The sequence below is a fragment of the Paraburkholderia sp. BL17N1 genome, from assembly GCF_003634175.1.
In the GTDB taxonomy this organism is placed as follows: domain Bacteria; phylum Pseudomonadota; class Gammaproteobacteria; order Burkholderiales; family Burkholderiaceae; genus Paraburkholderia.
The window spans coordinates 2,614,767-2,627,932 of the sequence record NZ_RBIW01000001.1 but is presented as its reverse complement, the minus strand read 5'-3'; the positions used below and the strand labels follow the sequence as shown (position 1 = coordinate 2,627,932).

General features: G+C 61.4%; 10 protein-coding genes. 5 read left to right on the top strand and 5 right to left on the bottom strand.

From position 1 onward, the window contains the following. Window positions 1-91: 91 nt before the first annotated feature. Window positions 92-1,330, top strand: coding sequence for an IS4 family transposase (locus B0G82_RS11885; protein ID WP_347237492.1), 1,239 nt, complete (start codon window positions 92-94; stop codon window positions 1,328-1,330). Between the two features lie 199 nt (window positions 1,331-1,529). Beyond that, window positions 1,530-1,757, top strand: a complete 228-nt coding sequence (locus B0G82_RS11880; protein ID WP_041759012.1) for a sulfurtransferase TusA family protein — start codon at window positions 1,530-1,532, stop codon at window positions 1,755-1,757. A 129-nt stretch (window positions 1,758-1,886) separates the two neighbouring features. Here the strand turns inward: B0G82_RS11880 and galU are convergent, their stop codons facing one another. From galU to B0G82_RS11855, 5 genes are all read right to left on the bottom strand, one after another. Beyond that, a complete protein-coding gene (gene galU, locus B0G82_RS11875) occupies window positions 1,887-2,768 on the bottom strand; it encodes a UTP--glucose-1-phosphate uridylyltransferase GalU (protein ID WP_116117836.1) in 882 nt (293 codons plus the stop codon). A 70-nt stretch (window positions 2,769-2,838) separates the two neighbouring features. After that, the gene (locus B0G82_RS11870) at window positions 2,839-5,718 is read right to left on the bottom strand and encodes a valine--tRNA ligase (RefSeq protein ID WP_121307476.1); all 2,880 of its coding nucleotides are present in this window, start codon (window positions 5,716-5,718) and stop codon (window positions 2,839-2,841) included. A gap of 959 nt (window positions 5,719-6,677) precedes the next feature. Further along, a complete protein-coding gene (locus B0G82_RS11865) occupies window positions 6,678-7,721 on the bottom strand; it encodes a Gfo/Idh/MocA family oxidoreductase (RefSeq protein ID WP_121307475.1) in 1,044 nt (347 codons plus the stop codon). Beyond that, on the bottom strand, window positions 7,721-8,737 hold the full coding sequence (iolG, locus tag B0G82_RS11860; RefSeq protein WP_121307474.1) for an inositol 2-dehydrogenase: 1,017 nt from the start codon (window positions 8,735-8,737) through the stop codon (window positions 7,721-7,723). The genes B0G82_RS11865 and iolG overlap by 1 nt, the downstream gene beginning before the upstream one ends. Continuing rightward, on the bottom strand, window positions 8,730-9,611 hold the full coding sequence (locus B0G82_RS11855) for a MurR/RpiR family transcriptional regulator (RefSeq protein WP_106283662.1): 882 nt from the start codon (window positions 9,609-9,611) through the stop codon (window positions 8,730-8,732). The genes iolG and B0G82_RS11855 overlap by 8 nt, the downstream gene beginning before the upstream one ends. Before the next feature lie 277 nt (window positions 9,612-9,888). Here B0G82_RS11855 and B0G82_RS11850 point away from each other — a divergent pair, with 277 nt between their 5' ends. The 3 genes from B0G82_RS11850 to B0G82_RS11840 all read left to right on the top strand — a co-directional run bounded on the left by B0G82_RS11850 (window position 9,889) and on the right by B0G82_RS11840 (window position 13,105). Continuing rightward, window positions 9,889-10,935 (top strand): sugar ABC transporter substrate-binding protein, encoded by a 1,047-nt coding sequence (locus B0G82_RS11850; RefSeq protein ID WP_012433788.1) that lies wholly within the window; start codon window positions 9,889-9,891, stop codon window positions 10,933-10,935. A gap of 144 nt (window positions 10,936-11,079) precedes the next feature. Continuing rightward, a complete protein-coding gene (locus tag B0G82_RS11845; protein ID WP_106283664.1) occupies window positions 11,080-12,237 on the top strand; it encodes an ABC transporter permease in 1,158 nt (385 codons plus the stop codon). A 13-nt stretch (window positions 12,238-12,250) separates the two neighbouring features. Further along, on the top strand, window positions 12,251-13,105 hold the full coding sequence (locus tag B0G82_RS11840; RefSeq protein WP_241974525.1) for an ATP-binding cassette domain-containing protein: 855 nt from the start codon (window positions 12,251-12,253) through the stop codon (window positions 13,103-13,105). The last annotated feature ends 61 nt before the right edge of the window (window positions 13,106-13,166 follow it).

Below are 13,166 nucleotides of genomic sequence, written 5' to 3'. Positions count from 1 at the left end.
TCAACTTAAGCCTCGAAGGGCTTGTAAACGAGGCATGGCTCCGGTAAACTCGATCGCATAACTCACTGATAAATCAACGATATGAACTCAAATACCAGCGTCCTCAAGGCTTCTGGCTGAGTTCTCCGAATTCCTGTTCGATCCGACGCTCGCCGATCGCGTGCGTCGTTCTCCCACCGCCTTTACCCGCAATCGCACACTGACCTTGCCGCGCATGGCCGCGCTGATGATGTCGGGCATGTGCGCCAGTGTGCAGGCCGAACTTGACGCGCTATTCGGCGCACTGGGAAGCCGCGGCGGGCGCACCCGCGCTGTCAGCGCACAGGCCTTCAGCAAGGCGCGACGGGGCGTGTCTGCCGAACTGTTCGAGCTGGCCCGTGCCCGCCTGATCTCGCTGGCCCAACCCCATATCGATTCGATGCGCTGGCACGGCCTGAGGCTGGTCGCCGCTGATGGCAGCCGCCTGCGTGTGGGCACGCGTCGCGGCCATGAACTGCGCGCCGATCACTACGCGTTTGCGCTATTCCTGCCGGGTTCCGAACTGACCCTGCACGCTGCACTTCATCCCGCCGACGGCGGCGAGCGGCAGATGCTGTTCGAAGCCCTCGATGTGCTGCAACCGCATACCGACCTGCTGCTGCTCGATCGCGGCTATATCGGCAACGCGATGGTGGCCGCACTCGCACAGCGCGAAATCCCGTTCTGCATGCGCGTCGATGCGCGTAACTGGAAATGCGTCAGCGCCTTTGCCCGCAGCGGTAAAGCCGAGCGTGTGGTGACACTGGACGCGCCCGGCGAACTGGATGCCCGCGACTATGAACTGGCGCGTACGCCCACCACTGTTCGCCTGATCCGCGACGTCACGCCGGGCGGTCGCGTGCGGATGCTGATGACCTCGCTGCTCGATGGCGGGCGTTATCCGGCGGCATCGTTCGGCGCGCTCTATCATCAGCGCTGGCGGGTCGAGGAAGCGTTCAAACGACTCAAGCACCGGCTGCGGCTGGAAGCCGTCACAGGCCTCGATTACCTGGCGTTACAGCAGGACTTCGGCGCAAAAATCCTCGCCGACAACCTGTTCACCCTGCTCAGCGATCTCGATGCGCCGCACGACGACAGACATGCCAGCCGTCCCAACCGGGTGTATGCACTGGGCGCACTCAAGCCCATCCTCGGCGCGTGTCTTCTGCGCATCCAGCGCTGCCTGGACGGCCTCGCCGGTGTGCTGGAAATGATCCAACAGACCCGATGCCGGATACAGCCCTCACGCTCCTATCCAAGACCACCCAGAAAAGCCAAGCCCCACTTCCATCTCGCGTACAAACTCGCATGATCCAGCGGAGCTTAAGTTGAGAGCATTGCCCCGCACAGGGGCAACGCTAATAAACCACAAAGATTTCAAGGAAAGGCCCACCCAGCGACCAAACAGCCCAAAAAACCACCTCCCGGCAACCACAATAAGCCTGCTGTAGAATTTGACCCTCCGGCGTCAAAAAACACGCCCACTCCCCCGAAGGTCATCGTCGATGCAAATTCAGATTCACAAGGAAGTCGATGCACGCGGGCTCATGTGCCCGCTGCCCATTTTGCGCGCCAAGAAGGCGCTCGCCGACATGGAAAGTGGCCAGATTCTCAAGGTGCTCGCCACCGATCCGGGCTCGCAGCGCGATTTCGCCGCGTTTGCGAGACAAACCGGCAATGAAATCGTCGAAAGCTCCGCGCATGACAAGGTTTTCACCTTCCTGATGAAGCGCCGCTGACCTCGGCGTACCAGCGCGCGCCCGCCGGAGCGATCGCCAGAAAACAAAAGGCGCTGTGCCCACGAATGCGGGCACAGCGCCTTTTAACTTCGGTTCAACGCTACCGGGTGGCTAACGGCTCACAGCCGCTCAACCTTCCAGCACCGGCGAACGGGTGCGCAGATATTCCTCGAAATCGGCGGCCACTTCCGGGTGACGCAAGGCAAACTCGACGGTTGCCTTCAGATAGCCCAGCTTGCTGCCGCAGTCGAAACGCGTGCCGTGATACTTGTACGCCAGCACCTGTTCGTCGGCGAGCAGCGACTGAATCGCGTCCGTGAGCTGCAATTCGCCGCCTGCGCCCGGCTTCAACGCACGCAGATGGTCGAAGATGCGCGGCTTCAGCACATAGCGGCCGACCACACCGAGATTCGACGGCGCCACGCTCGGCTCCGGCTTTTCGACAATGCCCGACATCTTGATGATCGAGTCTTCCCACTCCTTGCCGTCGACGATACCGTACGACTTCGTCTCCTGAGCCGGGATCTCTTCGACGCCGATCACCGAGCTGTGATAGTGGTCGAACACCTCGATCATCTGCGTCATGACAGGCGGCGTGCCGTACAGCAAGTCGTCCGCGAGAATCACCGCGAACGGGTTGTCGCCCACCAGCTTTTCGGCGCACATCACCGCGTGGCCCAGGCCCAGCGCTTCCGGCTGACGTACGTAGAAACAGTCCACATGGCTCGGCTTGATGCTGCGCACGAGCTCCAGCAGCTTGTCCTTGCCGCGCGCCTCGAGTTCGGCCTCGATTTCATATGACTTATCGAAGTGGTCCTCGATCGCGCGCTTGCTGCGGCCCGTGACGAAGATCATTTCGGTGATGCCGGCCGCCATTGCCTCTTCGACCGCGTACTGGATCAGCGGCTTGTCGACAATCGGAAGCATCTCTTTCGGGCTCGCCTTCGTGGCAGGGAGGAACCGGGTGCCAAGACCTGCTACCGGAAAAACCGCCTTTGTAACTTTTAGCATGTGATTACCCTGAATCCTCTGAATTAGCGATCGGTCCTTGCCCGCCGCCTGGGACGGGCACGGAGCGTGATCAAACCGGCAAGCGCGCCAGTTGGGCTTTCAGCTTGCCCACTGTCGCTTCGAATTCTGCCAGTCTTTTCTGCTCCTGCTCAACGACTGCCGGCGGTGCCTTGGCAACGAAACTTTCGTTCTGCAATTTGCCGTTGCACTTGACGATTTCCGTACTCAACCGCGCAATCTCCTTCGACAACCGCTCGCGCTCGACTGCCACATCGATTTCCACTTTCAGCACGAGCTTGTCATTCCCAACGATAGCAATTGGCGCGCCATCTGCCTGCGCATCCAGGCTTGCCTCGTCGGCAATGATCTGCACTTCGGACAAACGGGCCAATGCCTGTGCGTAAGGAGCAAAGGTGCGCAGACGCTCCGCGTTGCCGGTAGCGAGCAACGGCACCTTGACCGCCGGCGACAGATTCATTTCGCCGCGCAGATTCCGGCACGCGTCGATCACTGCTTTCAGATCGGCCGCCCACTGTTCCGCGTCTTCATCGATCTTCGACGGTTCGGCGACGGGGTACGGCTGCACCATGATGGACGCTTCGCCCTCAGCTTTGTCCTTGGGATAACGCCCGGCCAACGGTGCCACTTTTTGCCACAGCGCTTCGGTGATGAACGGAATCACCGGGTGCGCCAGTCGCAGCACCGTCTCGAGCACGCGCAACAGCGTGCGGCGAGTTGCGCGCTGCTGGTTCGGCTGACCCGTCTGGATCTGAACTTTCGCGAGTTCCAGATACCAATCACAGTATTCGTCCCATACGAACTTGTATAGGGCGTTGGCCACATTGTCGAAACGATAATCGGCGAAACCCTTGGCGATTTCCGCTTCCACGCGCTGCAGCCGCGAGACGATCCAGTAGTCGGCCTGGGAGAAATGCAGGTGCCCGTCCGGGCCGCATTCGCCGCATTGTTCCGGCTTGCCGAAGCCGCAATCGTGACCTTCGCAGTTCATCAGCACGAAACGGGTGGCATTCCACAGCTTGTTGCAGAAGTTGCGATAGCCTTCGCAGCGCGCCAGATCGAAGTTGACATTGCGCCCGAGCGTGGCCATCGACGCCATCGTGAAGCGCAGCGCGTCCGTGCCGAATGCCGGGATGCCGTCGGGGAATTCCTTACGGGTTTTCTTTTCGATGGACGCGGCCTGCTTCGGATTCATCAGGCCGGTGGTGCGCTTGGCGACCAGCGCGTCGAGGCCGATGCCGTCGACGATATCGATCGGGTCGAGCGTATTGCCCTTGCTCTTCGACATCTTCTGGCCTTCGGCGTCGCGCACGAGGCCGTGCACATACACTGTGTCGAACGGCACCTTGCCGGTGAAGTGCGTGGTCATCATGACCATGCGCGCGACCCAGAAAAAGATGATGTCGAAGCCGGTGACCAGCACCGACGACGGCAGGAAGTGTTTCAGTTCCGGCGTTTCATTCGGCCAGCCGAGCGACGAAAACGGCACCAGCGCGGACGAGAACCACGTGTCGAGCACGTCCTCATCGCGCTTGAGCGCGCCTGTGTAGCCGGCGGCCGCAGCCTTGGCGCGCGCGCCTTCCTCGGTCTTCGCGACGAAGATTTCGCCGTTTTCGCCGTACCATGCCGGAATCTGATGGCCCCACCAGAGCTGGCGCGAGATGCACCAGTCCTGGATGTTTTCGAGCCACTGATAGTAAGTGGTGGTCCAGTTTTCCGGCACGAACTTGATTTCGCCGCTGCGCACCACGTCGAGGGCCGTTTCGGCGATCGATTTTCCTGGATTGAAGGTGCCTTCCGGTGCCGGCTTGCTCATGGCGACGAACCATTGGTCCGTCAGCATCGGCTCGATCACGACGCCCGTGCGGTCGCCGCGCGGCACCATCAGCTTGTGCGGCTTGACCGATTCGAGTACGCCGAGCGCTTCGAGGTCGGCCACAACTTGCTTGCGGGCTTCGAAGCGGTCGAGGCCGCGGTATTTTTCCGGTGCGTTGTCGTTGACCTTCGCGTCGAGCGTGAGGATTTCGATCATCGGCAGCTTGTGGCGCAGGCCGACCTGATAATCGTTGAAATCGTGCGCGGGCGTGACCTTGACGACGCCGGTGCCGAACTCGCGGTCGACATAATCATCCGCGATGATCGGCACTTCGCGGCCTGACAGCGGCAGCGTGACCGTCTTGCCGATCAGATGCGCGTAGCGCTCGTCTTCCGGGTGGACCATCACGGCGGTGTCGCCGAGCATGGTTTCCGGGCGCGTGGTGGCGACCGTCAAGTGGCCAGAGCCGTCCGTGAGCGGATACTGGATGTGCCAGAGCGAGCCGTTTTCTTCTTCGCTGACCACTTCGAGGTCGGAGACGGCGGTGAGCAGCACCGGGTCCCAGTTCACGAGGCGCTTGCCGCGATAGATCAGGCCCTGTTCATACAGGCGTACGAAGACGTCGCGCACGGCGGCCGACATCTTGTCGTCCATCGTGAAGTATTCGCGCGACCAGTCGATCGAAGCGCCCAGGCGGCGCACCTGGTTCGTGATGGTCGAGCCGGATTCCTGCTTCCATTCCCAGACGCGTTCGACGAATTTTTCACGGCCGAGGTCGTGGCGCGAGATGCCCTGTGCGTCCAGTTGCCGTTCGACGACGATCTGCGTGGCGATGCCCGCGTGGTCCGTGCCCGGCACCCACAGGGTGTTTTCGCCGAGCATGCGGTGATAGCGGGTCAGGCCGTCCATGATCGTCTGGTTGAACGCATGGCCCATGTGGAGGGTGCCCGTGACGTTCGGCGGCGGCAACTGGATCGAGAAATCTTTCCGGTTTTCCTCGATGGTGGGCGTCGCGTAGGCGCGCTTTTCCCATTCGGGGCCCCAGTGGGCTTCAATGGTGTGGGGCTCAAAGCTTTTGGCAAGCGTAGAGGTGGTGTCGCTCGGGGTCTCGCTCATTTGTGTCGGTTCGGCTGGTGAATGCTGAGAATGGTTGATTATAAGCGGCGCCTGGCGGGCGGGCGGGTTTTGGGTGTTTTGGTGGGATGGTTCGGTTGCGTGGCGATGTGGGCCTTTCCTTGAAATCTTTGTGGTTTATTGGGGTTGCCCCTGTGCGGGGCGGCACTTCCTTTCTTTGCCGGCCGCAAAGAAAGGAAGCAAAGAAAGCGGCTTCACACCGCCAACTTATAAGCGGGTCCTCCGGCTGGGAGGAGGTAGTGGCACATCTGGAATCTGTGCCCTCGCGCATTCGGAGCTTGTGACAAGGCAGTCATACCGCCCGCCTCGCGCTGCGCGCTCGCCGGAACGGTCCGTCCAAAAAACCGTCGCTGCGCGCGCGTGCGGTGGGGCCACCGGCATCGCCGCGGCGATGCCGCGAAGCGGCCGGCGGTCTTGAAGGCGGCGGCCGCGATGGACGGAGCGGGCACCACGGGAAATGCCGTCGGACGTGGGAAATGACGGGACGAAAACAGTTGCGCGCAAAAAAGCCGAGCACCCCGGCAAGCCGCCCATGCCGGAAATCCGTCCACGACTCATTGAACGCTTGGCATCGAAACGACCGATTTTTTGCAGAACGACCGCGACGGCGCGCGCAGCGCTGCCGGAAGAATGAGCGCCTTGTCACGAACGCGGAAGGCGCGAGGGCACAGATTCCAGATGCGCCACTACCTCCTCCAAGCCAGGAGACCCGCTTACAGGCTGGCGGTGTGAAGCCGCTTTCTTTGCTTCCTTTCTTTGCGGCCGGCAAAGAAAGGAAGTGCCGCCCCGCACAGGGCAACGCCAATAAACCACAAAAATTTCAAGGAAAGGCCCACACAGCAAGCAAACCAGACCTTGGTCACAGCAAGAAAAGCCCAACACCCCCCAAAAAAACACAACCCACCGCGTAAAGGCAAAAAAAAACAAAAAGACAAAAAAACCTACAACCTAACAGCCTCCCCACTCAACAAAGACTCCCGCAACGCCACCCCAATCCGCGTAGCCTCCAACGCATCAGCGAGTGAAGCCCCAGCCTGCGCAGCAGAAGACCCCACCCCATCCCGCACAGCCGTAACAAACGCCCGCGCCTCAAACAAAAACGCATCTTCGAACCGCTCGAAAAAATTCGGCGTGCACTCATTCCGAATCCCGGTGGCGTCGTAAATCTCAACGCGATTCGCCCGCGGATTACGCCCGATAGCCAGCGCGCCCGCAGTGCCAATCACCTCGCTATGCGTGTCATTACCATGCGCCTGCGTCCGCGACGCATAAAACATCGCCAGCTTCCCGCCCTCGAACTCGCAGATCGCGATGCCGTTATCCACATCGCCGAACTCACGCAAGCCTTCATGCATCACCGCCGCCCCTGCGGCAAACACGCGTTTCGCGCGCGGCTTGCCGAGCAGCCACCGCGCGACATCGATATCGTGCACCGTGCAATCCAGGAAGATCCCGCCAGAGGTCGCCGCAAAACGCACGAAAAAACCATCGCTGTCGTTCTGATCCGCGGTCTGCGAGCGCACCAAAAACGGCCGGCCGATCTTGCCCGCTTCGATCTTGTCGAACGCGTCCTTATAGCTCGGGTCGAAGCGCCGCATGAACCCGATAGTGGCCTGCAGATGCGGATAGCGCGCGGCTTCCGCCAGCACCCTTTCGCACTCGGCGACATCCAGCGACAACGGCTTCTCGCAGAACACATGCTTGCCGGCTCGCAACGCATCGACAATCTGTTGCGCGTGCAACGAAGACGGCGTGACGAGCCACACCGCGTCCACCTCGCGGTCAGCCAGCAGCTCCGCATAATCCTCGTACAGACGCGGCGCGGGCAACGCTTCACGCGCCCAGGCCCGCTCTTCTTCCACCGGACTGCAGGCGGCCACGAGCGACGCGCCCGGCACGCGATGCGCCAAATTCTCCGCGTGCCGCTTGCCAAGACGCCCGAGGCCGACTACGCCCACACGAACCCGCGCCGTCGCGACCGTCATCACGATCCCTCACCGAGCTTGACCGCGCGCCCCTCGCGCCACGAACGGGTCGCGGCGTCGGCGAGTTCGAGTGCCTTCAAACCGTCGGCGACGGTCGTGCGCACCGGCTTGCCATGTGTCACCGCATTGAAGAAATGCGCGATTTCGTGCGCGTAAGCCGCGCGGTAGCGTTCGAGGAAAAACGCTTCGGGCACATCGCTCGACACCTCGGTTTTCGAATAGGCCGTGACTTCCGTGGGACGCACATTGCCCGCTTGCAACATGCCGTGGCTGCCCAGTACTTCGAAACGCTGGTCGTAACCGTACGCGGCGCGACGCGCGGTGTTGATCTGGCACAGGCGGCCGCGCTTCGTGCGGATCGTGACCGCGGTCGAATCGATATCGCCCGCCTCCGCGATCGACGGGTCGCTCAAACAACTGCCGGTGGCGTGCAGCGTGTCGGCTTCGTCGTCGAGAATCCAACGGAAGATGTCGAAGTCGTGAATCAGCATGTCTTTGAAAATGCCGCCGGAATGCTTGATGTAATCGACCGGCGGCGCGCCCGGATCGCGACTCGTCACGACCAGCATCTCCGGCGTGCCGATCTCGCCGGCGTCGAGTCGCGCTTTCAACGCCGAGAAAGTCGGATCGAAGCGGCGCTGAAAACCGATCATGCACACCACGCCCGCGCGCTCCACCGCGGCCGCACAGGCACGCGCACGCTCCAGCGTCAGATCGACCGGCTTCTCGCAGAACACGTGCTTGTTCTGCGCGGCGGATTGCATGATCAGATCGGCATGCGTATCGGTGCTCGAACAGATCACGGTCGCGCCGATCGACGCATCGCCCATCGCGCCGTCGATATCGGCGACCTGCGCGCCGTGCTCGGCGGCGAGTGCCGCGGCGGCTTCACGATTCACGTCGACCACGTATTTGAGTCGCACGCCCGGCTGCCGCGCGAGATTCGCCGCATGAATCTTGCCGATGCGCCCCGCGCCGAACACCGCTACGTCGATCGTCTTTGCCCCATCAGTCATCGTATCCTCCAGTGTCTTTGGATTCTTCAACATTCAATTCGAGCTTGTAAGCAAGCGCGATAAACAACGCCTGGCACAAACAGATCGTGCTGGTCAGCGAGCGGAACGCGAACGCGCTGCCCTCTTTCACATACAGTTGCGTACTGGCATAACGCGCGAGCGGAGATAGTTGGCTATCCGTAATAACCAGCGTTTTGGCCTGGTGATGATGCGCGACCCGCAAGCAATACTGCGTCTCTTTGCCGTAGGGCGCGAAGCTGATCGCGATCACCACATCGCCCTTTTTCACACTCCGAATCTGTTCGCGGTACATGCCGCCGAAACCGGACACGAGATGCACGCGCTTGGGCGTGTGCTGCAGCGCGTAGACGATATAGCTCGCCACCGGAAACGAGCGCCGCACGCCGATCACGTAGATGTTGTCGGCTTGCTGCAGCATCTTCACCGCGGCGTCGAACTCCTTGTCGTCGAGGCCCGCCTCCAGTTCTTCCAGGCCGCCGCGCGAGGCCGCGATGAATTCGCGCGCCACCGAACCGCCGGACAGCGCGCCTGGCTTCTCGTCGATCAGCTTGCGAATGCGCTGCTGATAACTCGGCGACGAACTGCCCTGCCCCGTGTAAGCCTGCCGGAAAACCGCCTGCAGATCGGAGAAGCCGGAGAAGCCGAAACGCTGCGCGAAACGCACCACCGCGGACGGGTGCACGCCGCAGCTCGCCGCAATGTCGCTGGTGCGGTCCACCATTACGCTGGAGCGATGCTGCTCGATATACGTCGCGACGTTCTTCAACTGACGCGGCAATGCGTCGTAGTTTTCTGCGATGCGCTGCATCAATTCCTCGACGCTGGGCAATTCCTCGGTGCTCTCTTCCGCCATGGCTCTCTCTCGGGTGCTTTATTGCAGTGCCGCAGCGGCTTCAAACGCCCGCCACATGGCCTCCTGACGCTGCCGATTATAGGCAGCGGGCGGATCAAATGGAACTTATTTTCTATTTTTATTTTCAATGAAATTTTCATTGCAACGCGTTGGAAGATCGCCTAATCTTGGTCGTGAGCGATGGCGCTTTGGTGGCAACACCCGGGTTTGTACGCAGATGCAAAGCCGCCCGCCAGACGCTCCCTTCAAAAACGACATACCGAGAAAGGTGGAGACAATGAGACTTTGCAAGGGCAAGGCTACGCTCAGGATTCTGGTGACGGCATTGACGTTGGCGACGGGATTCGGCGCGGCCTCGGCCGCCCGCGCGGCTGACGCGCACTTCGTGCTGATCAGCCACGCGCCGGATTCGGATTCGTGGTGGAACACCATCAAGAACGCCATCAAACAGGCCGACGAAGACTTCAACGTCGAGACCGACTACCGCAATCCGCCGAACGGCGACATCGCCGATATGGCGCGTCTGGTCGAGCAGGCCGCCGCGCGCAACTACGACGGCGTGATCGTCACCATCGCCGACTTCGACGTGCTGAAAAGCTCGATCAACAAGGTGACCGCGAAGAAGATTCCGCTCGTCACGATCAATTCCGGCACCGAGGAACAGAGCGCGCAACTCGGCGCGATCATGCATGTGGGCCAACCCGAATATGTGGCAGGCAAAGCCGCCGGTGAGAAAGCCAAGGCAGCAGGCGTGAAGTCGTTCCTGTGCGTGAATCACCTCGCCACCAACACCGTGTCGTTCGACCGGTGCCGCGGTTTTGCCGAGGCGATCGGCGTCGATTACAAGTCGTCCACCATCGACTCCGGCCAGGATCCGACCGAAATTCAATCGAAGGTCAGCGCGTATCTGCGCAATCATCCGAACACCGGCGCGATTCTGACGCTCGGACCGACCCCGGCTTCGGCCACCTTGAAAGCGGTTCAGCAGATGGGTCTGGCTGGCAAGATCTACTTCTGCACGTTCGACTTCTCCGACGACATCGCCAAGGCGATCCAGAACGGCACGATCCAGTTCGCGATCGACCAGCAGCCATACCTGCAGGGCTACATCCCCGTGGCCGTGCTGGCGATCGTCAAGAAAGAGCACACCACCGATCCCGCGAAGATCCGCCAGATTCTCGAAGCCAATCCGAAGTTCAAGGAACGGCTCGCAACCTACGGCCTCGCACCGTCGTACGGACCGAAGAACATTCGCTCGGGCCCGGGTTTCATCACCAAGGAAAACCTCGACAAGGTCATCAAGTACGCAGGGCAGTATCGCTGATTCTTTTCTCTAGCTAGTCACGCGCACGGCGGGCACCGCTTCGATTCGGAGCGGGCCGCCCGCCCCCGCGCATTTCACCGGCTGTCGTTCTCGCCACGCATCCTCGCGTGCGAGCCGCACACGGCCGGGCTCCAAGGAGACATCATGGGTGTAGCCGGCAAACACTTCCCACCGCACGTCAAGACGAATACCGGCGAGGCCGCGCCCTCGCTGCCCGATTCGGATGAACGGCTGCGCAAGGAATCCCGATTCGGCCACGTGCTGAATCGCCCCGAATTCGCCGCGATTTCCGGCGCGGTACTGGTGTTTCTCGTTTTCGCGCTGACGGCCGGCGGTTCCGGCATGTTCAACCTCGACGGCGTGATGAACTGGTCGCAGGTCTCCGCGTATCTCGGCATTCTCGCCGTAGGCGCCTGTCTGTTGATGATCGCCGGCGAGTTCGATCTGTCCATCGGCTCGATGATCGGTTTTGCCGGCATGATGGTCGCGATTCCCTCGGTGTACTTTCACTGGCCGATTTCGCTGGCGATTCTCTTCGCGTTCGCCGGATCCATGCTGCTCGGCGCGCTGAACGGCTATCTGGTGATGCGCACGCGCCTGCCGTCGTTCATCGTCACGCTCGCGTTTCTGTTCATCCTGCGCGGCCTCACGCTCGCGCTCTCGATCATGTTCGCGGACCGCACGATCGTCTCCGGTGTCGGCGACCTCGCGCAGAACGACTGGTTCGCGAATACGCTGTTTCATGGCGTCGCGCTGAACGGTCTGTTCACGATGCTTGCGCGCCACGGCATCGGCACCATGCTCGATAACGGCCATGCGCTCGTGCCTGGCATTCCGAAGGTAATTCTGTGGTGGCTCGGACTCGCGGCGGTGTGCGCGTTCGTGCTGGCAAAAACGCGCGCGGGCAACTGGATTCTCGCTGTAGGCGGCGACGCCAACGCGGCCAAGAACGTGGGGGTGCCAGTACGTCGCGTGAAGATTTCACTGTTCGTACTGACCGCGTTCTGCTCGTGCCTCTTTGCGGTACTGCAAGTGTGCGACATCGGCTCAGCCGCGGCCGACCGCGGTCTGCAGAAGGAATTCGAAGCGATCATCGCCGCGGTGATCGGCGGCACGTTGCTGACGGGTGGTTATGGTTCGGTGGTCGGCGCGTGTTTCGGTGCGTTGATCTTCGGCGTGGTGCAAATCGGCATTACCTACACCAACGTCAGTTCCGACTGGTTCCGCGTGTTCCTCGGCGTGATGCTTTTGATCGCCGTGCTGTTCAATCACTATGTGCGCCGCCGCGTTTCGCAGGCGTAAAGAGGAGACGAACATGTCCGATATGAATACCACGGCGAACGCCTTGCCTGAATCGAACGCAAACGCGACCGCAGCCGCGCCGCACGAAGACGTGATCCTCGCATTGGAGAACGTCAACAAATACTTCGGCAAGGTGATCGCATTGAGCGGCGTGACCTTGCGCCTGAAACGCGGCGAAGTGCACTGCCTGCTCGGCGACAACGGCGCGGGCAAGTCGACGCTGATTAAGACCCTCGCCGGCGTGCATCAGCCCTCTTCCGGCCAGTATCTGGTGGACGGCAAACCCGTGCTGTTCGAGTCCCCGAAAGATGCACTCGATCTCGGCATCGCCACCGTGTATCAGGATCTCGCGCTGGTGCCGCTGCTCTCCGTGGCACGCAACTTCTTCATGGGACGCGAGCCGCAAAAGAAGTTGTTTGGTTTCCTGAGCGTGATGGACCTCGAAACCAGCGCCACCACCGCGCGCGAGAAGCTCGCCGAAATGGGCATCAACGTGCGCGACGCGCATCAGCCGATCGGCACCATGTCCGGTGGCGAGAAACAGTGTCTCGCGATCGCGCGGGCGATTCACTTCGGCGCGCGCGTGCTGATTCTCGACGAACCAACCGCCGCGCTCGGCGTGAAGCAGAGCTTCAACGTGCTGAAGCTGATTCACAAGGCGCGCGCCAAAGGCATCTCGGTGATCTTCATCACGCACAACGTGCACCACGCGTATCCGATCGGCGATTCGTTCACGGTGCTCAATCGCGGCAAATCGCTCGGCACGTTCACCAAGGAAACCATCAGCAAGGACGAGGTGCTCGACATGATGGCCGGCGGCGCCGAGATGCAGAAGATGATCGGCGAACTCGAAGGCGCGACGATCTGATTCATTCGCGCGACGGTTCGGCGCAGTCGCGCCGGCCGTCTCGCCCAGCTATTCAGGAAAC